Source organism: Streptomyces sp. NPDC047974 (assembly GCF_040653375.1).
GTDB lineage: Bacteria > Actinomycetota > Actinomycetes > Streptomycetales > Streptomycetaceae > Streptomyces.
In genome coordinates this window covers 110,327-130,656 of sequence record NZ_JBEZNU010000016.1, presented here as the reverse complement: position 1 = coordinate 130,656, position 20,330 = coordinate 110,327, and the positions used below count along the sequence as shown (strand labels likewise).

Here is a 20,330-nt window from a genome sequence, read left to right as displayed (position 1 = left end):
GACCGTGCGGCCCGCGGCCGACAGCGCCGGCGCGGGCCGCACCGCGCGTCGCCTGCCCGGCCTGTTCGCGGCCGGGACGGCGGGCCAGTGGTCCTCGGTCCGGGACGCCGGGGCGAGTTCCCGGCTCACGGGGTGTCCCGGGACGGCTCCAGCCGGACCAGGACGCCCTTCGAGGTGGGGCAGTTGCTGATGTCTGCGACGCTGTCCAGCGGCACGAGGACGTTGGTCTCCGGGTAGTACGCCGCCGCCGAGCCGCGGCTCGCCGGGTACGAGACGATCCGGAAGCCCTCCGCGCGGCGCTCCCTGCCGTCGTGCCAGACGCTCACCAGGTCCACCAGGTCGCGGTCGGCGAGGCCGAGTTCCGCCAGGTCCGCGGGGTTGACCATGACGACCCGGCGGGCGTCGTGGATCCCGCGGTATCGGTCGTTCGGCGCGTACCAGACGGTGTTCCACTGGTCGTGCGACCGCAGGGTCTGGAGCAGCAGGTGCCCCTTCGGGATGTCCGGCATCGTGAACGCGTTGCGGGTGAAGACGGCCTTGCCGCTCGGCGTGGGGAAGACCCCGTGGTTCACCGGGTTGGGCAGGGTGAAGCCACCGGGCACGTCGACCCGGGCGTTGAAGTCCTCGAAGCCGGGCACGACCCGGGAGATCCGGTCGCGGACGGTCCCGTAGTCCGCCTCGAACTCCTCCCAGGGGATGGACGGATCGTCGCCCAGGGTGGCCCGGCCCAGCCGGCTGACGATCGCCACCTCGCTGAGCAGGTGCGGCGAGGCGGGCGGCAGCTTTCCGCGGGAGGCGTGGACCTCGCTCATGGAGTCCTCGACGGTCACGAACTGCTCGACGCCGTTCTGGACGTCCCGGTCGCTGCGGCCGAGCGTGGGCAGGATCAGCGCCGTGTCGCCGCAGACCGTGTGGGAGCGGTTGAGCTTGGTCGAGACGTGGGCGGTGAGCCGGCAGCCGCGCATCGCCTCCTCGGTGACCTCGCTGTCGGGGGTGGCCCGGACGAAGTTGCCGGCGACGCCGAGGAAGACCTTGGCACGGCCCTCGTGCATGGCCCGGATGCTGTCCACCGCGTCCAGGCCGTGGTGCGCGGGCGGCGTGAAGCCGAACTCGCGGCCCAGGGCGTCGAGGAACGACTGCGGCATCCGCTCCCACACGCCCATGGTGCGGTCGCCCTGCACGTTGCTGTGGCCGCGCACCGGGCACACGCCGGCGCCGGGCCGGCCGATGTTGCCGCGTGCCATCAGGAAGTTGACGATCTCGCGGATGGTGGGGACGCCGTGCTTGTGCTGGGTGACGCCCATCGCCCAGCACACGATGACGCTCCTGCTCGCCAGGACCCGTTCGAAGAGCGCCTGGATCTCGCCGCGGTCGAGGCCGGTCGCCGCCAGGATGTCGTCCCAGGAGACCTTCCGGGCGTGCTCGGCGAACTCCTCGAACCCGGTGCTGTGGGAGCGGATGAAGTCGTGGTCCAGGACGGTGCCGGGCGCGGTGTCCTCCGCTTCGAGGAGCAGCCGGTTCAGGGCCTGGAAGAGGGCGAGGTCGCCGCCGGCCCGGATGTGCAGGAACTGGTCGGCGATCGGGGTGCCCCGGCCGAGGATGCCGCGGGCCTTCTGGGGGTGCTTGAAGCGCATCAGTCCGGCCTCGGGCAGCGTGTTGACCGCCACGACCTGGCCGCCGTTGCGCTTGGTCTCCTCCAGCGCGGACAGCATGCGCGGATGGTTGGTGCCCGGGTTCTGCCCCACGACGAAGACCAGGTCGGAGTCGTGGATGTCGTCCAGGGAGACGCTGCCCTTGCCGATGCCGAGCGTCTCGCCGAGCCCGGAGCCGCTCGACTCGTGGCACATGTTGGAGCAGTCCGGCAGGTTGTTGGTGCCGAACGCGCGGGCGAACAGCTGGAGGAGGAAGGCGGCCTCGTTGTTCAGCCGGCCGGAGACGTAGAACAGGGCCTCGTCCGGGGAGTCCAGCCGCTTCAGCTCCGCGGCGAGCAGACCGAACGCCTCGTCCCAGGCGATCGCCTCGTAGTGCGTCGCGCCGGGGCGCTTGACCATGGGCTCGGTGAGCCGGCCCTGCTGGTTGAGCCAGTAGTCGGACTTCCCGTCGAGCTCGGCTATCGAGTGCTCGCGGAAGAAGTCCCGGGTGACGCGGCGCGAGGTCGCCTCGTCGTTGATGTGCTTGGCGCCGTTCTCGCAGTACTCGTTCATGTGGCGCTCGCCCGGCTTGGGCTCGGGCCAGGCGCAGCCCGGGCAGTCGATGCCCTGGGGCTGGTTGATGTTCAGCAGCGTCAGCGCGGTGCGGCGCGGGGACGTCTGGCTCAGCGAGTACTCCAGCGCGTGCGTCACCGCGGGAAGACCCGTCGCCCATGTCTTGGGCGGGGTGACCTTCAGGTCGTCGCTCGGGTCCTCGATGCTGGTGCTCATATCTCTTTCGCCTCTTTTGAGAATCTCCGGATCGCGCTGCCGGAGCAGCTTCACGATAATTCCGGCGCATTGTCAAAGAGGTGAATCCGATGGCGTGACAGGCGCCGCCTATCACGCCGTTCGGTCGCCTCTGACCAGGGATGTAAGGCACGCAAGGCGTCGGCATAAGCGTCGCCGATCAGGTCATCGGGAATCCCTCTTTGACGTGCGAAGGGAATTCCCCGAGAGTTTTCGGTGAGGGGAGAGCAGGTTGCGGGCGTCCTTCGAAGCGTGACGAGAAAGGCGCCGGATGACGGCCGCCGTGGCGACGCTGCTCGTCGCGCTCTTCCCAGGACCGGACCCACCGGGTCTTCCGCAAGCGCGTCGGAGTCCGGCGCATCCCCGGTCCGACGGCGCATCCCCGGTCCGACGGCGCATCACGCGTCCCGGCCCCACACCGCACGACTGCCACCCGGCAGAGGAAGGAGGGCAGTGCCGTGCCCCGCCCGCACCCCGACCCCGACACCCTCCCCGCCCCTCTGGTGGACCGGTTCGGCCGTGTCCACACCGACCTGCGGGTGTCCCTCACCGACCGGTGCAACCTCCGGTGCACGTACTGCATGCCCGCCGAGGGCCTCGACTGGCTGCCGCGCCCCGACGTGCTCACGGACGACGAGGTGGTACGGCTGGTCCGCCTCGCCACCGAACGGCTCGGGATCACCCAGGTACGGCTGACCGGCGGCGAACCGCTGCTCCGGCGCGGACTGCCCGGCCTCGTCGCCCGCCTCGCCGGGCTGGACGCGGCCCCCGCACTGTCGATGACCACCAACGGCATCGGACTGGCGCGCAGCGCCGTCGCCCTGCGCGAGGCCGGGCTCGACCGGGTCAACGTCAGCCTGGACACCCTGCGTGCCGACCGGTACGCCGAGATCACACGGCGCGACCGGATCGGTGACGTCCTGGAGGGGCTGCGCGCCGCCCGGGACGCGGGGCTCGCGCCCGTGAAGATCAACGCGGTGCCGGTGCGCGGGGTCAACGACGACGAGATCGTCGACCTCACCGCCTTCGCCCTGGAGCACGGCCATCGGATGCGGTTCATCGAGTCGATGCCGCTGGACGCCCAGGGCGCCTGGGACCGCGACCGGATGGTCACCGCGGCGGAGATCCTCGACCGCCTCCGCGAGCACTACGACCTCAGTCCGGTCGAGTGCCGGAACAGCGCTCCCGCCGAGGAGTGGCGCATCGACGGCACGGACGCGACGATCGGCGTCATCGCCAGCGTCACCCGCCCGTTCTGCGGCGCCTGCGACCGGGTCCGGCTCACCGCCGACGGCCAGCTGCGCACGTGCCTCTTCGCCCGGGACGAGTCCGACCTGAGAGCACTGCTCCGCAACGGCGCGGACGATCCGGCCCTGGAGGCCGCCTGGCGCACCTCCCTCGCGGGAAAGGGTCCCGGCCACGCCATCGGCAGCGCCGGGTTCCGCCGGCCGGAACGCCCCATGTCGGCCATCGGCGGTTGACGCACCCCGACCAGAACGAAGGAGAAGGCGAGCACCATGCGCCGCTGGATCACCGCCGCGAAGGCGGAACCGGGCGTCGACCTCGACGTCGACGTCCTGCTCGACACGAACCCTCGACACGACCGGGCTCGACACGAACCTGCTCGACACGACCGGGCTCGACACGACCGGGCTCGACACGACCGGGCTCGCCGCCCACGGCGCGACCCGCCCTGCCGCCCCGTGACGGCCTTCCCGGTCGGCTCTGCCGCCGCACGGGCAGGAGGCGGCGAGACCGCGGTCGCCGAGGCCGACCGCGGGGCGACAGCCCCGGCGGAACGCCGGGCGGCACCGCACCCCGACCCTGCCGACGCCTCGGGACGCACGCCGTGACCGCCCCGGACTCGTCCACGTCCTGGACGCGTGCCCGGGACATCGCGCGCGACTGCGTCGAGGAGACGCTGCCCGCCGTCACCCTGGATCTCGCCGAGGCCCTCGGTCACGCCCTCGCCGAGCCGCTGACCGCGCTCACCGACCTGCCGGCGTTCGACTCCTCGGCGATGGACGGCTGGGCCGTGGCCGGGGCCGCTCCCTGGCGGCTGCGCCCCGGTCGCGTCCTCGCGGGCGGGCCGGCCGTGCCGCTGCCGCCCGGCACCGCCGTCGCCATCGCCACCGGCGCCCCGCTGCCGGACGGCGCCTGCGCCGTGCTCCGCCGCGAACACGGCGAGCTCACGGCCGGAGGTGAGCTGCGGCACGAAGGGAGGGGCCCGCTGCCCGAAGGCCGCGACGTCCGGCCGCGCGGCCAGGAGTGCCGCACGGGCGAGGCTCTGCTCCCCGCGGGTGCGGCCGTCACCCCAGCCGTCCTCGGTCTGGCCGCTGCGGCCGGCTACGACCGGCTGACCGTGCACCGCCGACCGGTGGTGGAACTGCTCGTGCTCGGCTCCGAGTTGCTCGACACGGGGATGCCGCGCGACGGCCGGGTGCGTGACGCGCTCGGACCGCTCCTGCCGCCGTGGCTGCGCGGCAGCGGCACGCGGGTGATCGGCCGACGTCTCGTCTCGGACGACCTCGGGCTCCTGCGGGCGGCGGTCCACGACTCCGCGGCCGACGTCGTCGTCACCACGGGCAGCACCGCCGCCGGTCCGGTGGACTTCCTGCACGACGTCCTCGACGAGGCCGGTGCCCGCTTCCTCGTCGACTCCGTCGCCGTGCGGCCCGGTCACCCCATGGTGCTCGCCGAACTTCCGCCGGCAGCCGACGGCCGGTCCCGCCGCCTGGTGGGCCTGCCCGGCAACCCGCTGGCAGCCGTGGCCGGTACGGCGACCCTCGCCGTACCCCTACTGCGCCGCCTGGGTGGCCACTCGGACGCCGTCCCGCTGCGGCTGCCGACCGCTGCGGACCTGCCGGGGCATCCTCGGTGCACCCGGCTGCTGCCGGTGCGCCGGCCGACGCACCGGGTGGAGCCGCTGCCGTTCGACGGGGCGGCGATGCTGCGCGGACTGGCCTTCGCGGACGGCCTCGCCGTCGTCCCGCCCGGCGGCGTGCCCGCCGGGACCGAGGTCGAGGTGCTGGAGGCACCCTCGGCATGATCACAGGAGGCACCGCCCTGCAGACCACCCCGATCCCTGCCGGGACCATCCGCTACTGGGCGGCCGCGAAGGCCGAGGCCGGCACCGCGCAGGAGCCCTACCGGGCGGGCACGCTCGCCGACGCACTGGCCGGGGCCCGGTCGCGCCACGCCGGCCGGCCCCGCTTCGCCCTCGTCCTCGCCCACTGCTCGTTCCTCGTGGACGGCCACCCGGTCGGCCACCGGGACCACGCGGCCGTCTCCTTGTCCGACGGCGGCACCGTCGAAGTCCTGCCCCCGTTCGCCGGCGGCTGACCCCGCCCCGCTCCTGTCTCCGTCCCGCCCGCCTTCTCCCCAGGACCAGCACCATGACGAGTTCCCCCGGCACCCCCGCCGACCCGATCCGTCTGCTCGACGTCCGCGACGCCCCGCTCTCCCTCGACGAGGTGTACGCGGCCGTCGGCGACGACGCCGCCGGCGGAACCGTCCTCTTCGTCGGCACCGTCCGCGACCACGACGGCGGCCGACCGGTGACCGCTCTGGAGTACAGCGCCCACCCGCGCGCGGCGGACGAGCTCCGCCGGGTGGCCGAGAAGGCCGCCGCGGACTTCCCGGTCCGCGCGCTCGCGGCCGTGCACCGGACGGGGCCACTCGTGGTCGGGGACATCGCCGTCCTCGCGGCCGTCTCCTGCCCGCATCGCGCGGAGGCGTTCGCCGCCTGCGAGCGGCTGGTGGAGGACCTCAAGCACGAGGTACCGATCTGGAAGCGACAGGTCTTCGCGGACGGCGCGGTGGAATGGGTGGGAGCGTGCTGACTGCCCGCCGGGCCGCACGCCTGGGCGGTCCACACCGCCTCTGCCCCGCTTGCGTCCCTTGTGCGCAGCGGTGACCCGGCCCGCCCTGCGCCAGGCGGCCGCCCGCGTGGGACGCGTGCTCTCCCCGCGCGGCGCCCTGGCCCTGCAGAGCGTCGACGGCGCCCTGTCCTTCGCCCTGCGCGCGGCCGCGGTGACGGCCCTGCCCGCGGTGCCGCTCGCCGTGGCGGGCCGGGCCGACGCGGCCGTGTACGCGATGCTCGGCTCCTTCACCACCACGTTCGGCCGCAACCTGCCGTACGGCCCGCGGGCCAGGGTGCTCGCGCTGGTCGCCGTGGCGATGACAGCCTGCGTCGCCGGCGGCACCGCGCTCGGCGCCTGGGCCCGGCCGCAGGATGGCGGGGCGGGCGCCGCGCTGGTGGTCACGGTGACCGCCCTGGTGGCCGGGGCCGCCAAGTTCTCCTGCGACGCGGCTCGGCTCCGAGGCCTCGGAGCCGTCCTGCTGATGTTCTCCTTCGCCGTCGCGGCGAACGGCTCACCGGACCCGTCGGACGTACTGCCGCACACCGGCCTGGCCGCGCTGGGCGCGGCCGTGGCCTGGCTGCTCGGCGTGTCCGGCCGGCTCGTGCACCCGGACCGCCCGCGGCGCCTCGCCGTCGCCGCCGCGCTGCGCGAGCTGGCGGACCTGCTGGCGGCGATCGCCGCCGGTCACGACCGTCGGGCGGCCCGGCACCGGGCGACCGCGACCGTGCTGCAGGCGTACCGGACGCTCGGCACGCTGCCTCCGACGGCCGCCGAGCGCGACGACCGAGGCGACCTCTGTGTCCGGGTGGCCGATCTGTCCTGGTCGCTGCTGATCGGCTCGGCCCGCCGGCCGCCGGACGACCCCGCCGGTCTGGCGGAGCGGCTGCGTGTCCAGGTCCGCGTTCTGGTGGGCCGCCGGGCCGGGGAGCCCGATCTCTCGGAGCTGTCGCGGGCGGCCGCCGTCTCCCGCGGCGACGCCGACCCCGGCGCCGCCCCCGCCACCGGCCCCGCACCGGCTCCCGCCCGCCCCACCGCCGAACTGCGCGCGTGGGAGCTCTTCACCGGCCACGCCCACACCCGTGCGGCGGTTCTCCTGGTGCCCGCCCTGCGGATGGTCCTCGGCACGGGCGTGGCCGGACTGGCGGCCCTGGCCCTGGGACTCGACCACGGCTACTGGGCGTCCGTCTCCGCCTCGGCCGTCCTGCACTCGATCAACGTGCGCACGGCGGCGCAGCGGGCCGTGCAGCGCACCCTGGGCACGGTCGCGGGTCTGCTGCTCGCGCTCGGCATCCTGGCCGCACGTCCCGATCCCCTGGTCCTCGTCGTGGTGGTCGTGCTGCTGGAGTTCCTCCTCGAGTACGTCGTGGCCCGCAACTACGGACTCGGCGTCGTGTTCCTCACCCCGCTGGCGCTGGTGCTCACCGAACTCGCCGCGCCCACGCCGCCCGGGGCGCTCGTACAGGACCGTGCCCTGGCCAGCTTCCTCGGCATCGCCGTCGCACTGCTGTGTGCGCTCCTGGTGGTGCACGACCGGGCGGCGCTGCGGGCGGAGCGCGCCCTGACCGAGTGCGCCGAGGCGTCGGAGCGGGCCGAGCGGGTACTCGCGGACCTCGACGCGGCACGGTTCCCGCACGTCCAGTCGCGACTGGCGGCTGCGGTGGTGGAACTGCGCGAGGCCGACGACGCAGCGGCGGGCGAACTCTGGTCGGCCGAGATCGACCCCGCGGAACTGGCCGCCGCGGAGCAACGCGCGTACGGCCTCCTCGAACGGTTCGTACGGGGCCGATGAGGCCGCGGAACGCGTCGCTCGCCCGGCCCCGGGCTGCCGCTCCACCCGCGCCGCACCCTCGCGGCGTGCGCAGGAAGGCTCATCCCCGGCGGGCGCTGCCGGGCCGCTTCGCCTCACCGGCGGCATGGTTTCTGCACGTCATGAGCCTGGGAGTTCAACCACCTGTCGCGGCCCACACCGCCCGGCCTGGTGGAGGTCAGCCGGACCCGTGGTCGCGGCGGCACAGGGGCCCGTGCCACGCTCCGTGAGGAACACCGACGGCCCGAGCGAGGCACGGGACGCGGCCGGCGCCTTCTCCCCGGTCGGTTCGCGAGTGGCGCCGCTGCCGAGCGTCCTCAGGGCAGCTCGAACGGCAGCTCCATGCCGTCGAGCGCCGCGGAACAGGCGCACTCCCTCTCGGGCCCCATGCCCCGGACGGTGTGGAGGACGAGGTCCTTCAGTCGCCGTACGTTCGCCGAGAACGCCGCGAACACCTCGTGCTGTGAGACGCCCTCGCCGTGCTCCACGCCGGCGTCGTAGTCGGTCACCAGGGCGACGGAGGTGTAGCAGAGCGCGAGTTCCCGTGCGAGCACCGCCTCGGGGTGCCCCGTCATGTTGACCAGCGACCACCCCGCGGAGGCGAACCACCGTGACTCCGCCCGGGTCGAGAAACGGGGACCCTCCACGACGACCATCGTCCCGCCGTCGTGGACCTCGTCCCCGCAGTCGCTCCCCGCCTTGAGGACGGCGGTCCGTCCCCTCTCGCAGTAGGGGTCCGCGAAGGAGACGTGCACCGCGCCGTGGTCGTAGTACGTCTGCACGCGCCCGGTCGTACGGTCGACCAGCTGGTCGGGGACGACCACGCTGCCGGGGCCGAGGTCGTCGCGCAGGGATCCGACGGCGCAGGGCGCGAGGATCTGCCGGACGCCCAGGGAGCGGAGGGCCCAGAGGTTGGCGCGGTGGTTGATGCGGTGGGCGGGGACGGCGTGCGTCGCTCCGTGCCGGGGGAGGAAGGCCACCCTGCGGCCGTCCACGGTGCCGAGGGTCACGGCGGCGGAGGGCGGGCCGTACGGGGTGGTCACCTCGACGCGGCGGGCCGGATCCAGCAGTTCGTAGAAGCCGCTTCCGCCGATGATCGCGATGTCGGCCGTCGGGTTCCCGCCGGGTCGTTCATCCATGGTGTCGTGTCTCCGTGGTGTGGGTGGCCGGTTCGTCACGCGGCCGTGGTCGTGGTCGTGTGCGTGTTCGTGGTCGTCCCGGATCGGGGGCGTGGGCCGTCCGGGCGTCGTCGCGTCCACCAGCCCGCGCAGACCGCGGCCGCCGCGATGCCGTAGGCGGCGGTGGCCGCCCCGTGGCCCACCAGCGGAGCCGCGAGGTAGGCGGTGGCACCGGCGAGGGCCACGCCCAGCCACTCCCAGCGGCCGTCGAGGGCGACGAGCGCGACCAGGAGGAGGGCGTACCAGGAGTAGCCGGGGGTCAGCAGGAGGAAGGCGGTGCCGGTGGTCACCAGGGCGCCGCTCCAGGGGCGTTCGGGGTCTGCGCGCCACCAGACCGTGAGCGCCACGGCCGTCATGACGAGGGCGACGACGGGCACCGCCCACGCGTCGGGCAGGACGAGCCGGAGCAGGGCGTACCGGCCGCTCGCGCCCGCGTCGTCGTACCCCTCCTCCTGGGCGTAGCCGCTCAGGTACCCGAGGACGGATTCCCGGGAGAGCAGGACGTACGGGAGGTACAGCGCCCCGACGGTGGCGGCCACCGGAACCAGGACCGCCAGGACCGCGCGCGGGCGCCTGGCGCCGGACAGCGCTCCGGGCACGAGGAGGGCCGGCAGCATCTTCGTGGCGACCGCGAGGCCGAGCAGCAGTCCCCCGGTGACGCGGTGGTGTGCCACGACGGCCAGGGCGGCGACCGAGAGGAGGACGGCGAGGACGTCCACGTGGGCGTTGTTGACGGCTTCGACGGGTACGGCCGGGCACCAGGCCCACAGGGCGGCCCTGCGGGGATCGCCCCGGCGGCGGTCGATCACGATCAGCAGGCCCGTGACGGCCAGCGCGAGGAGGGCGGCGGCGGTCTGGAGCGCTTTGTGGCGGACGCCGTCCGGTGACAGGACGTGGACCAGCAGGAACCAGGCCTCGGCGACCGGGGGATAGATGGTGTGGACCGCGGGCCGGTTGATGCGGGTGCACAGGCCGTCGTCGAGCGGGGCGAGGTCGGCCTCGCCCCGCTCGCAGGTCTCGGCGTCGGGGAAGAGCCATCCGTCGCGCAGTCCGGCGAGTGCCGGATCATCCGGCGTGTGGTCGTACGGGGAGACGCCGGACGCCTGCACCCTCCCGTCCCACGCGTACCGGTAGGAGTCGGTGCTCGTGGCCGGCGCGGCCGTCAGGCCGGTGGCCGTGACCGCGATCGCCCCGGCGACGAGGAGGGGAACGACCGTCCGGCCGGGGACGCGGCGCAGGACGACGACGGCCGCCGCGAACAGCGCCCACGCCCCCGCGTGACCGGCGAGGAGGCCGGCACCGCGCGCGTTCCCGTGAAGGAGGTCGGCGAGGAGGCCGGTCAGGGCCGCGAGCAGCAGGGCGGCGGCGACGGCGGGACGGTTGGGGATCACGCACGCAGCCTGACAGCGCGCAGGACCTGCGGGGAGACGACTCGGCGGGACGTTCGAGTTCCGTAAGGTGTCGCATCCTTCGTGCGGCTCCTCGGGACGGTGTCATGGACGGCATGACCTTCCGCGTACCCGGACCCCCGAGCCGGGCCCTGTCCGCGCTGCGGCCACCGTCCTTCGAAGGCCGACTGCACGACGCCAGGACGGCGACGGCCGTCGGCCGGTGGCTCGGCGCCGCCTTCGGCGTCTGCCTGCTGACCGGTCTCGTCAGCCACTACCTCCAGCACCCGCCGGGCTGGCTCGCCGATCACCTTCCCGCCCGGCCGGTGTGGGGCTACCGGCTCACCCAGGGCCTGCACGTCGCCGGCGGCATCACCGCGGTCGTCCTGCTCCCGGTCAAGCTCTGGGCCGTGTACCCGCGACTGTTCACGTGGCCGCCGGTCCGGTCCGTACGGCACGCGCTGGAGCGCCTGTCGATCGCCGTCCTGGTGGCGACCGCCGTCTTCCAGGTGGTGACCGGGCTCCTCAACATCGCCGAGTGGTACCCCTGGCAGTTCTCCTTCGTGCCGGTGCACTTCGCCGTCGCCTGGGTCGCGGCCGGCTCGATCCTGCTGCACGTCGCCGTCAAAGCTCCCGAGATCAGGGCCCATTGGAGCAGACGCTCCGAGGGGACGCGGGAGCTGCCGGCCGAGGACGCCGCAGACCGCCGCTCGCTGCTCCTCGCCGCGGGCGGGGCGGTCGGCGTGGTGACGCTGACGACGGTCGGCCAGTCCGTCACCCCGCTGAAGGCGTTCGACCTGCTCGCGCCCCGCAGTCCCGACCACGGGCCCCAGGGGTTGCCGGTCAACCGGACCGCCGCCGCGGCGGGCGTCGCGGCGGACGGCCTGGGACGGTGGCGTCTGGAAGTGGTCGGCCCGCTGTCGTACACCCTCGGCCTCGAGGAGCTGGGGGCGATGCCCCCCGCGCGGGCCCGGTTGCCGATCGCCTGCGTCGAGGGCTGGAGCGTCGACGCGGACTGGGGCGGGGTACGCGTGCGGGACCTGCTGGAGAGGGCCGGCGGGCGGCCGGGCAGGGACTCCCTGCGGGTGACCTCCCTGGAGGCCCAAGGAGCCTACCGGGTGATGGAGATGGGAGCGCGGTACGCGGACGATCCGCTCACCCTCCTCGCCCTCACGCTCAACGGGCAGCGGCTCTCCCTCGACCACGGCTTCCCCGCCCGGATCATCGCCCCCAACCGGCCCGGGGTCCTGCAGACCAAGTGGGTGCACCGCCTGGAGGTGCTGTGAACCCGCTGCGGACGCTGCGCTACGCGGTCGGCGGCCTCGGCGTCGGCCTGATCGGCCTGGGGGCCTGGCTGGTGGCCGCCCAACCGGCTTCCGGGAACGTACTGGTGTGGCTGGCCGGAGCCCTCCTCGTCCACGACGGTCTCCTCGCCCCGCTGGTCCTGGCCGTCGGCCTGCTGATCGCCGGACGGCCCGAACGGGGCTTGTGGCGCGGGGCACTGGTGATCGGCGGCAGTGTGGTCCTGGTGACGCTGCCGCTCCTCCTGCGGCCCGGCCCGGCGCCCAACCCGTCGGCGCTGCCGCTCCCCTACGGGCGCAACCTCGTGATCGTGCTGGCGGTCGTGGCCGCGGGAGCGGCAGGGCTGCACCTCGTACGCCGGTGGCGGCGGTCTCAGCGGCGGACCGGTACGGACGGCTGAGGAACGAGGGAGAGGAAGGACCGTCCCGCGGCCGTCCAGCTCTCGGCCGCGGTCCATCCGGCCCCGGCAGCCTGCACGGCGAGGGCCCGGGTGCCGACCCGGGCCCAGGGAAACGGCTCTCCCCTGCCGCCGCGGCCGTCGTCGACCCGCACCTCGCAGCGCTCGTCGACGTCGACCGGCGCGCATTCGGCGAGGACGCGACCGGCGCGGGAGACGATCCGGCGCAACCGCCGCAGCAGACGGGCCGGATCGCCTCCGATCCCGATGTTCCCGTCGATGAGCAACGCCGTGTCCCAGCGGCCCTCCTCGGGGAGCGGGTCGAAGACGGACCTGCACAGGGCCGTGCCGCCGACCCTCTCCGTACGGGACACCGCCTCCGGGCTGACGTCGATGCCCAGGGCCCGGCACCCGTCGGCGGCGAGGGCGGCGACGAGCCGCCCGGGACCGCAGCCGATGTCGAGGACCCGTCGGCCGCAGCGCTCCAGCACGGACCGGTCCGCGGCGTCCGGCGCCTCGCACCAGCGCTCGACCTCCAGGGGCAGCAGCCAGCCGTCGTCGCGCCGCAGGAACAACGGCCCCCGCCCGGCGCGCAGGGCGTCGGCGTACGGATCGGCGCGCCAGGCCGTCGTGGTCACGAACCGGCTCCCGCCGTCGAAAGCGTCAGGTGGGCGTGCCGGGCCGCGAAGCGGGTGCCCGGTGCCTCGGCCGCGACGTGCCGGGCGTCCCGCGCGGTGTCCACGTCCCTCAGGACGGGCAGAAGGCCGACGCTCAGTCCGGCCGCCCGCAGTCGCGCGTGCTGCACGGCTCCGGTGTCGGACCGGGACATCGGCACGCCGAGCAGGAGGGCGGGATCGGGGGCGGCGAGGCCGAGGGCCCAGAAGCCCCCGTCGGCGGCGGGACCGAACCAGGCGTCGTGCCGGTCCCAGCACAGGGCCGGCGCGAGTACCCCCGGGGTGATCTGCGGGGTGTCCATGCCGATGAGGAGCGCCGGGCCGTCGCAGCCGGCGAACGCGGCCGCGAGCCGGACGTCGAGCCCGCCCGCCGCCTGCGGGACGACGTGGAAACCAGGCGGCAGCCACGGCCCCGGTTCTCCGTCGAGCACGAGGACGTGCCGGTCCGCCGGGACGCGTGCCGCGGAAGCGAGCGTGTCCGCGAGGGCCGACTCGGCGAGGGAGGCCGCCTCCTCCGGGGTGAACGGAGGCGTGAGCCGCGTCTTCACACGGCCGGGCCGCGGCTGCTTGGCGATGACCAGGAGGGTGGTCACGGGCGGGCACCTCCGGGGGTGACGGGCGCGTCGAGCACGCGCCTCATGTCGTTCACGGCCTGCCAGGTGCCCTTCCAGGTGCCGGTGACCTTCGAGCGGCCCGCCCGGGGCAGATAGGGCACGTCGACCTCGCGCACCCGCCAGCCGGCGTCGGCGGCCCGCACCACCATTTCGAGCGGATAGCCGCTGCGCCGGTCCGAGAGGCCCAGGCCCAGGAGGGCCTCTCGGCGGGCCGCGCGCATCGGTCCGAGGTCGCGCAGCCGCAGCCCGGTGCGGCGCTTCAGCAGCCAGGACAGGGCGGTGTTCCCGGCCCTGGCGTGGGCGGGCCAGGCACCGCGCCCGGTGGGGCGGCGACGGCCGAGGAGCAGGTCGGAGGAGCCGTCGGCCACGGAGCGCACGAGATCGGGCAGCAGGGCCGGGTCGAGGGAGGCGTCGCAGTCGCAGAAGCACACGAACTCGGCTCGGGCGGCGAGCAGCCCGGCCTGGCAGGCGGCGCCGAACCCCCGCCGGGGCTCGTGCACGACGGTGGCCCCGAGGCCGGCGGCCAGCTCGGCGGAGCCGTCGGTGGAGCCGTTGTCGACGACGAGGGGCCGCCACCCGGCGGGGATCCGGGACAGGACCCAGGGGAGCGCCTCGGCTTCGTCGAGGCAGGGCAGGACGACATCTGCGGTCATGGGTGTCACAGGTCTCACCGTAGGAACCGCGGACGGTCTCCAGGCCGTTTCACTTCTTACGAAACGCGGACGTCGGTCCGCGTACCCCCGGGTGGGCGTGGTCGTCGGCGGAGCGCGGATGCGAGGGTGGGCGCCATGAGCGAGCACGACGCCCCGGCCGCACCGGCCCGAATCCTGGTGGTGGACGACGACCCCACCGTGGCCGAAGTGGTCGGCAGCTATCTGGAGCGGGCGGGCTGTTCCGTCGAGCACGCCGCCGACGGCCCCGACGCGCTGCTGCGGGCGGAGCGCCGGTGGCCGGACCTGGTCGTGCTCGATCTGATGCTGCCCGGCCTCGACGGCCTGGAGGTGTGCCGGCGGCTGCGCGCCCGCCGGCCCGTGCCGGTGATCATGCTGACGGCCCGCGGGGACGAGGACGACCGGATCACGGGCCTGGAGGTGGGTGCGGACGACTACGTCACCAAGCCGTTCAGCCCGCGCGAACTGGTGTTGCGGGTCGAGTCCGTGCTGCGGCGGACCCGCACGGCCGCCCCGGGGGTCACGGGGCCCGTGCTGCGCGCCGGGGACCTCGCCGTGGATCCCGCGACGCGCCGAGCCACTCGGGCAGGACGGGAACTCGCTCTCACGCTGAGGGAGTTCGACCTGCTCGCGTACTTCCTGCTCCGTCCGCGCGCCGTGCACAGCAGGGAGGAACTGATGCGCGAGGTGTGGGGCTGGGACTTCGGCGACCTGTCCACCGTCACCGTCCACGTACGCCGTCTCCGCGCGAAGATCGAGGACGATCCGGCCCGGCCCCGGTTCGTCCGGACCGTGTGGGGCGTCGGCTACGGCTTCGAGCCGGAGGGCGGCGGCGAACCCGAGAACGGCGGAGAGAACGACGGAGAGAACGACGGAGAGGCGGCATGAAGGACGTCCTGCTCATCGCCCTCTTCGCACTCGCGGGAGCCGCGTGTGCCGGGCTCGCGGGCGCGGTGGTCCTCCGGCTCGTGCGCCATCGCTCGGTCGCGGTCTCCCTGACCGTGGTCGCCACCGTCACGGTGACGGCGATGCTCGCCGGGACGCTGGCCGTCGCCCGGGCGATGTTCCTGTCCGCCCACGACCTGTGGGTCGTGACCGTCGTCGTCGCCATGGCCGCACTCGTCTCGCTGGCCGTCGCGCTCCTCCTCGGACGGTGGGTCGTGGCCCGCAGTCACGCCCTGGCGAAGGCGGCGCGGGACTTCGGCGACGGAGGAAGCTTCTCCGCCCCCGGTGGTACCGCCACCGCCGAGCTCGCCGCCCTCGCCGTCGAGCTGGCCTCGACGAGCGCCAAGCTGGACGAGTCCCGTCGGCGCGAGCGCGCCCTGGAGGCGTCCCGGAGGGAGCTCGTCGCCTGGATCTCCCACGACCTGCGCACCCCGCTCGCGGGGCTGCGGGCCATGGCCGAGGCGTTGGAGGACGGCGTGGCTACCGACCCCGCCCGCTACCACCGGCAGATCCGCACCGAGGTCGAACGCCTCACCGCCATGGTCACCGACCTCTTCGAACTCTCCCGGATCCACGCGGGCGCGCTCGCCCTCGCCCCGAGCCGCCTGTCCGTCCACGACCTGGTCGGTGACGCGCTCGGCGGCGCCGATCCGCTCGCCCGCGAGTACGGCGTGCGCCTGTCGGGAGAGGCGGTCCAGGCGGTGCCGGTCGAAGTGGACGGCAAGGAGATGACCCGCGTCCTGGCCAACCTCCTCGTCAACGCCATCCGCCACACTCCGCCCGACGGCACGGTGGCGGTGGCCGCCGAGCGGCGCGAGGACACCGTCGTCCTGTCCGTCACCGACGGCTGCGGGGGTATCCGGGACGAGGATCTGCCCCGCGTCTTCGACACCGGCTGGCGGGGCACCGAGGCACGCACCCCGCCCGCGGGCGCGGGCCTGGGCCTGGCGATCGTGAAGGGCATCGTCGAGGCCCACGCGGGCAGAGCGGAGGTGCGCAACGTCCCCGGGGGATGCCGTTTCGAGGTCACCCTCCCGGCCGCCGCGGGCTGAGCACGCCGGTCAGCCCACGGCGGCGGAGGCCCGTTGACCGGCGTGGGCGAACTCCGCCATCCCGTCGGCGAAGCCGACCTGTGGCCGCCAGCCGAGATCGTGCCGCAGCTTGGCCGAGTCGGCCGTGACGTGCCGGACGTCACCGAGCCGGAACTCCCCCGTCACCAGCGGTTCCGGACCGCCGTGGGCACGCGCCAGGGCGGCGGCCATCTCGCCCACCGTGTGCGGCTCGCCGCTGCCGACGTTGTACGGGGTGAGCTCGCCCGTCGGCAGACCGTCGACGGCTTCCAGCGCCAGCACGTCCGCCGCGGCGACATCCCGTACGTGGACGAAGTCCCGGCGCTGTCCGCCGTCCTCGAAGACACGGGGCGCCTCGCCGCGCGCCAGGGCCGAGCGGAACAGGGACGCCACGCCCGCGTAGGGGGTGTCCCGGGGCATGCCCGGCCCGTACACGTTGTGGTAGCGCAACGAGACCGCCGTCCCCTCCACCGAGCGGGCCCAGGACGCCGCCAGGTGTTCCTGGGCCAGCTTCGTCGTCGCGTACACGTTCCGGGGGTCGGCCGGCGCGTCCTCCCGGACGAGCCCCGGGGCGAGTTCGGCGCCGCAGGCGGGGCACCGGGGCTCGAAGAGTCCCGCCGCCAGGTCCTCGGCGCGCCGGGGCCCGGGCTGTACCGGTCCATGGCGGGGGCAGTCGTACCGCCCCTCCCCGTACACGACCATGGAACCGGCGAGAACGAGGTGCCGCACGCCGCTCCGCGCCATCGCCGCGAGCAGGACCGCGGTCCCCAGGTCGTTGCAGCCGACGTAGTCGGGCGCGTCGGCGAAGTCCTGGCCCAGGCCGACCATGGCGGCCTGGTGGCAGACCGCCTGCACCCCGTCCAGCGCGTCCCTCACCGCCCTCGGGTCCCGGACGTCCGCGTGCAGGAACTCCACGGGTGAGGGGTCCGGGGCGGCGGCGTGCGCGCCGGGCAGCAGAGCGTCCAGGACGACGGGTTCGTGGCCCGCCGAGAGCAGTTCGGTGACGATGTGTGAGCCGATGAACCCGGCTCCTCCGGTGACGAGTACGCGCATGGTGCGACGTTAGGGGCCGGTCGCGGTGCGACGGGAGCGTCCGCGCCGTGACGTAAGGGTTCCGTCATCAGTACGGTCCTTCGACAGGCCTCGCGTCCCGACTCCATCGATTCGGTGACCGCTCCCGGAACCTGCGGCCGCCCCCGCATGCTCGCGCCGACGGCGCCGCCGGTCCCGCTCGCGCATCCCGAGAAGTGCCGTGGCCACGCTCAGCGGAATCGCGACGGCTTCGGCGACGGCCGTGACGCCCCGGGCGCGACCCGGGCGCGCCGCGAGCGCCGCGCACAGCGGCAGTGCGGGAAGGGCCCGCCTGGCCGGCCTCGTCGCCGGGCGCCTCCCCTCCGTACGGCCCCAGCACGGAACGGACGCCCAGGTTGCCGGAACCAGGCAGTCGACTCGGGTACCGGACCGTGACAGGCTGCGTGCGGCTCGGAAGCGCCGACGCCTGACGGGGGACCATGACAGCAGCGAAGAGCGAGCCGCGCGCCGCGGTGACGCGGGCCGCCCCGTCCCCCCGCTCGCCCGTGTTCGTGCCGCGGCCGTGCCGGCCGCGGCACACCGTTCGACGAACACCACCTCCGGCACCGAAGCGACCGAGGGACGGCCATGACGTCTCCCGAGCGACGACGGGACTCGGTGACGCGCCCAGGGCCGGATGGCTGCGTGCGCGCTCGTGTACGGCCGGACCGCGGCAGGCACCGACGCTTGCGTCATCCGGCATCACCGCACCACCGCCGGGCCGTTCGTACCATCGCATGGGGGGAGAGAGACATGGCCGTGCCACCACACCAGGAGGGCCCATGGCCCGATGACCGCATGGTGGTCTGCGGTGACGACGGGCTCGCCCCCCGACTGGCGGCCGAGTTGCGAGAGGTCTACCTGCGCCACGTCGTCCTCGTCGTCCCCCCTGGTGGTGTGGACGAACCGGGCAGGGAACGATTCGCCGACCGAACCGGGCAGGCGCCTCGCGCCGGACAGGGCACTGGCGCAGCTCCACCGCTCCGGGAGGTGCCCGCCTCCGCCCCGACGCGCGAAGCTCTCCGACGGGCAGGGGTGGAGTCGGCCGCCGCGCTCGCGCTGCTCTACGAGGACGACGAGACGAACCTCCGGGCCGCGCTCGCGGCACGCCGGCTGAACCCGGGGCTGCGCCTGGTCGTCCGCATGTACAACCGCAAGCTGGGCGACCGGCTGGAGGAACTCCTCGACCAGGCCGTCCTCGTGACCGAGCCGGGCATGGACCGCAGCGTCCTGGACGCGTCCACGACGGTGCTGTCCGACGCCGACACCGCCGCGCCCGCACTCGTCGCCACGGCCATAGCCGACACGAGGAAGGTGGTGCAGGCCGGCGGCCTGCTGCTGCGCGCGGCGGAGCGGCCCGCGCCCGGCCGCGGAGAGGTTCCCGATCCGGGACTGTGCACGCTGGCGCTGCTGTCGTCGACCACCGGCGACCCCGCCGGGGCCGAGGGCTCGGACACCAGCGGGACACGAGGTCCCGATCTCCTGCCCGACGACCGGGCCGTCCTGACATCGCAGGGCCGGGGAACCATCGTCCTGGAGGCGGTCCGCCGGGCCGGCTCCGTCCTGCCGCCCCGCCGACTCGCCCGCCGCGGCGCCCCCCTCGGCGAGGTGTTCTCCACCCGCCTGCGGTGGGCGCTCGCCGGCATCGTCGCCGCGGTCCTCGCCCTGACGGGCACCATGATCGCGCTCACCGACGCAGGTCCCGTCGAGGCCGCGTACCTGACCCTGCTCGATCTGTTCTCCATCAACGACCCGGCCCTGGAGGAGCCGACCACCCGGCAGGTGCTCCAGCTGCTGTCCGGACTGGTCGGGCTCGCCCTGCTGCCGCTGCTCGTGGCCGGGACCCTGGAGGCCCTGGGCACGTTCCGGACGGCCGGCACCCTGCGCCGCCCGCCCCGCACCCTCTCCGGTCACATCGTGCTGCTCGGCCTCGGCAAGATCGGCGCCCGCGTCCTCGCCCGCCTGCGGGAGTACGACATCCCGGTCGTCTGCGTCGAACAGGACCCCGACGCGCGCGGCATCCCGCTCGCCCGCGACCTCGGCGTCCCGGTGATCCTCGGCGACGTCACCGAGGACGGCGTCCTCGACGCCGCCCGCGTCCACCGGGCCGACGCCCTGCTCGCCCTCACCAGCTCCGACACCACCAACCTGGAGGCCGTCCTCGCCGCACGCACCCTCCACAGCGGCCTGCGCACGGTGCTGCGGCTCTACGACGACGACTTCGCCACCGCCGTCTACCGCACCCTGCGCTCCGCCCACCCCGACGCCGTCACCCGCAGCCGCAGCGTCTCCCACCTCGCCGCCCCCGCCTTCGCCGGCGCCATGATGGGCCGCCAGATCCTCGGGGCGATACCCGTCGAACGCAAGGTCCTGCTCTTCGCCGCGCTCCTCGTCGCCGGCCACCCCCAGCTCGAAGGACGGACCGTCGCCGAGTCGTTCCGCGCCGACTCCTGGCGCGTCCTCGCCCTCGACACCGCCGACGCCTCCGCCCGCCGCCCCGACCTCGCCTCCACCCCGCCCGACGGCGAACGGTCCGAACTCCTCTGGGACCTCCACCCCGGGTACGTCCTCCAGCCCCGCGACCGCGTCGTCATCGCCGCCACCCGCCGCGGCCTCGCCGAACTCCTCGCCACCGGCCCGCGGCCCGCCCCCGACCGGTGACCGGGCTCGGCCGCCTGTGGCGCCGAGCGCCGACACGCCTCTGATCGCTTTCGCACCCGTGCATGTACGCGGTCGAGCATCGATAGTTGCACCATGCTGCGCACACGCAAGGCCCGACCGCCGAATCCCGAACCGGCCTATCGTCGGAAGCGTCAGCGTGAACTCGGCATCAGCAGCGTCGAGGATCGCCCCTCCGGGCGATGCACCGCCAAGCTCCGCAACTCGCCTCACGCACCCTGACCTTCAAAGAC

Annotated in this window: 17 protein-coding genes; 10 read left to right on the top strand and 7 right to left on the bottom strand. The window is 74.5% G+C overall.

Annotated features, from left to right (window positions below; all coding sequences use genetic code 11):
* Positions 1-125: 125 nt before the first annotated feature.
* The gene (locus AB0E19_RS23240; protein ID WP_362183340.1) at positions 126-2,420 is read right to left on the bottom strand and encodes an FdhF/YdeP family oxidoreductase; all 2,295 of its coding nucleotides are present in this window, start codon (positions 2,418-2,420) and stop codon (positions 126-128) included.
* 476 nt (positions 2,421-2,896) lie between these two features.
* Between AB0E19_RS23240 and moaA the strand changes: the two genes are divergently transcribed.
* From moaA to AB0E19_RS23215, 5 genes are all read left to right on the top strand, one after another.
* On the top strand, positions 2,897-3,919 hold the full coding sequence (gene moaA, locus AB0E19_RS23235; protein ID WP_362183336.1) for a GTP 3',8-cyclase MoaA: 1,023 nt from the start codon (positions 2,897-2,899) through the stop codon (positions 3,917-3,919).
* A 368-nt stretch (positions 3,920-4,287) separates the two neighbouring features.
* On the top strand, positions 4,288-5,487 hold the full coding sequence (locus tag AB0E19_RS23230; protein ID WP_362183333.1) for a molybdopterin molybdotransferase MoeA: 1,200 nt from the start codon (positions 4,288-4,290) through the stop codon (positions 5,485-5,487).
* Positions 5,484-5,780 carry a MoaD/ThiS family protein gene (locus AB0E19_RS23225; protein WP_362183330.1) on the top strand — a complete coding sequence of 99 codons (297 nt, stop codon included), beginning with the start codon at positions 5,484-5,486 and terminating at the stop codon, positions 5,778-5,780. Before AB0E19_RS23230 ends, AB0E19_RS23225 begins: the two co-directional genes overlap by 4 nt.
* Positions 5,781-5,833: 53 nt before the next feature.
* Positions 5,834-6,280: a molybdenum cofactor biosynthesis protein MoaE gene (locus AB0E19_RS23220; protein WP_362183327.1), complete on the top strand. Its 447-nt coding sequence runs from the start codon at positions 5,834-5,836 to the stop codon at positions 6,278-6,280.
* 70 nt (positions 6,281-6,350) lie between these two features.
* On the top strand, positions 6,351-8,090 hold the full coding sequence (locus AB0E19_RS23215) for an FUSC family protein (RefSeq protein ID WP_362183324.1): 1,740 nt from the start codon (positions 6,351-6,353) through the stop codon (positions 8,088-8,090).
* A gap of 335 nt (positions 8,091-8,425) precedes the next feature.
* Here AB0E19_RS23215 and AB0E19_RS23210 read toward each other — a convergent pair whose 3' ends face one another.
* Together AB0E19_RS23210 and AB0E19_RS23205 are read right to left on the bottom strand one after the other, a co-directional pair.
* Complete coding sequence (locus tag AB0E19_RS23210) at positions 8,426-9,247, bottom strand: S-methyl-5'-thioadenosine phosphorylase (RefSeq protein ID WP_362183321.1); 822 nt, start codon at positions 9,245-9,247, stop codon at positions 8,426-8,428.
* A gap of 35 nt (positions 9,248-9,282) precedes the next feature.
* Positions 9,283-10,677, bottom strand: a complete 1,395-nt coding sequence (locus AB0E19_RS23205) for a glycosyltransferase family 87 protein (RefSeq protein ID WP_362183318.1) — start codon at positions 10,675-10,677, stop codon at positions 9,283-9,285.
* 113 nt (positions 10,678-10,790) lie between these two features.
* On the opposite strand from AB0E19_RS23205, the gene AB0E19_RS23200 reads away from it, so the two are divergent.
* Entirely contained in the window at positions 10,791-11,960 is a 1,170-nt protein-coding gene (locus tag AB0E19_RS23200; RefSeq protein ID WP_362183315.1) for a molybdopterin-dependent oxidoreductase, read from the top strand.
* Complete coding sequence (locus tag AB0E19_RS23195; RefSeq protein WP_362183312.1) at positions 11,957-12,376, top strand: hypothetical protein; 420 nt, start codon at positions 11,957-11,959, stop codon at positions 12,374-12,376. The genes AB0E19_RS23200 and AB0E19_RS23195 overlap by 4 nt, the downstream gene beginning before the upstream one ends.
* On the opposite strand, the gene AB0E19_RS23190 is transcribed toward AB0E19_RS23195, so the two are convergent.
* The 3 genes from AB0E19_RS23190 to AB0E19_RS23180 are packed head-to-tail and all read right to left on the bottom strand — an operon-like array spanning position 12,349 to position 14,314.
* Positions 12,349-13,011 carry a methyltransferase domain-containing protein gene (locus tag AB0E19_RS23190; RefSeq protein ID WP_362183309.1) on the bottom strand — a complete coding sequence of 221 codons (663 nt, stop codon included), beginning with the start codon at positions 13,009-13,011 and terminating at the stop codon, positions 12,349-12,351. The two genes, AB0E19_RS23195 and AB0E19_RS23190, sit on opposite strands and share 28 nt — an antisense overlap.
* Positions 13,008-13,640 carry a DUF2064 domain-containing protein gene (locus AB0E19_RS23185; RefSeq protein WP_362183306.1) on the bottom strand — a complete coding sequence of 211 codons (633 nt, stop codon included), beginning with the start codon at positions 13,638-13,640 and terminating at the stop codon, positions 13,008-13,010. Before AB0E19_RS23185 ends, AB0E19_RS23190 begins: the two co-directional genes overlap by 4 nt.
* Positions 13,637-14,314, bottom strand: coding sequence for a glycosyltransferase family 2 protein (locus AB0E19_RS23180; RefSeq protein ID WP_362183303.1), 678 nt, complete (start codon positions 14,312-14,314; stop codon positions 13,637-13,639). Before AB0E19_RS23180 ends, AB0E19_RS23185 begins: the two co-directional genes overlap by 4 nt.
* Positions 14,315-14,449: 135 nt before the next feature.
* On the opposite strand from AB0E19_RS23180, the gene AB0E19_RS23175 reads away from it, so the two are divergent.
* Together AB0E19_RS23175 and AB0E19_RS23170 are read left to right on the top strand one after the other, a co-directional pair.
* Complete coding sequence (locus AB0E19_RS23175; RefSeq protein ID WP_362183300.1) at positions 14,450-15,220, top strand: response regulator transcription factor; 771 nt, start codon at positions 14,450-14,452, stop codon at positions 15,218-15,220.
* Complete coding sequence (locus tag AB0E19_RS23170) at positions 15,217-16,329, top strand: HAMP domain-containing sensor histidine kinase (RefSeq protein ID WP_362183297.1); 1,113 nt, start codon at positions 15,217-15,219, stop codon at positions 16,327-16,329. The genes AB0E19_RS23175 and AB0E19_RS23170 overlap by 4 nt, the downstream gene beginning before the upstream one ends.
* Before the next feature lie 9 nt (positions 16,330-16,338).
* On the opposite strand, the gene AB0E19_RS23165 is transcribed toward AB0E19_RS23170, so the two are convergent.
* The gene (locus tag AB0E19_RS23165; protein ID WP_362183294.1) at positions 16,339-17,400 is read right to left on the bottom strand and encodes an NAD-dependent epimerase/dehydratase family protein; all 1,062 of its coding nucleotides are present in this window, start codon (positions 17,398-17,400) and stop codon (positions 16,339-16,341) included.
* An 816-nt stretch (positions 17,401-18,216) separates the two neighbouring features.
* Here AB0E19_RS23165 and AB0E19_RS23160 point away from each other — a divergent pair.
* On the top strand, positions 18,217-20,079 hold the full coding sequence (locus AB0E19_RS23160) for an NAD-binding protein (protein ID WP_362183455.1): 1,863 nt from the start codon (positions 18,217-18,219) through the stop codon (positions 20,077-20,079).
* Positions 20,080-20,330 lie beyond the last annotated feature (251 nt).

What these genes read in the sequence shown, in the direction of transcription:
- AB0E19_RS23240 (WP_362183340.1), bottom strand. Translation starts at nt 2,420, where the DNA reads ATGAGCACCAGCATCGAGGACCCGAGCGACGACCTGAAGGTCACCCCG.
- AB0E19_RS23225 (WP_362183330.1), top strand. Translation starts at nt 5,484, where the DNA reads ATGATCACAGGAGGCACCGCCCTGCAGACCACCCCGATCCCTGCCGGG.
- AB0E19_RS23220 (WP_362183327.1), top strand. Translation starts at nt 5,834, where the DNA reads ATGACGAGTTCCCCCGGCACCCCCGCCGACCCGATCCGTCTGCTCGAC.
- AB0E19_RS23210 (WP_362183321.1), bottom strand. Translation starts at nt 9,247, where the DNA reads ATGGATGAACGACCCGGCGGGAACCCGACGGCCGACATCGCGATCATC.
- AB0E19_RS23200 (WP_362183315.1), top strand. Translation starts at nt 10,791, where the DNA reads ATGACCTTCCGCGTACCCGGACCCCCGAGCCGGGCCCTGTCCGCGCTG.
- AB0E19_RS23180 (WP_362183303.1), bottom strand. Translation starts at nt 14,314, where the DNA reads ATGACCGCAGATGTCGTCCTGCCCTGCCTCGACGAAGCCGAGGCGCTC.
- AB0E19_RS23175 (WP_362183300.1), top strand. Translation starts at nt 14,450, where the DNA reads ATGAGCGAGCACGACGCCCCGGCCGCACCGGCCCGAATCCTGGTGGTG.
- AB0E19_RS23170 (WP_362183297.1), top strand. Translation starts at nt 15,217, where the DNA reads ATGAAGGACGTCCTGCTCATCGCCCTCTTCGCACTCGCGGGAGCCGCG.
- AB0E19_RS23165 (WP_362183294.1), bottom strand. Translation starts at nt 17,400, where the DNA reads ATGCGCGTACTCGTCACCGGAGGAGCCGGGTTCATCGGCTCACACATC.
- AB0E19_RS23160 (WP_362183455.1), top strand. Translation starts at nt 18,217, where the DNA reads ATGGTGGTCTGCGGTGACGACGGGCTCGCCCCCCGACTGGCGGCCGAG.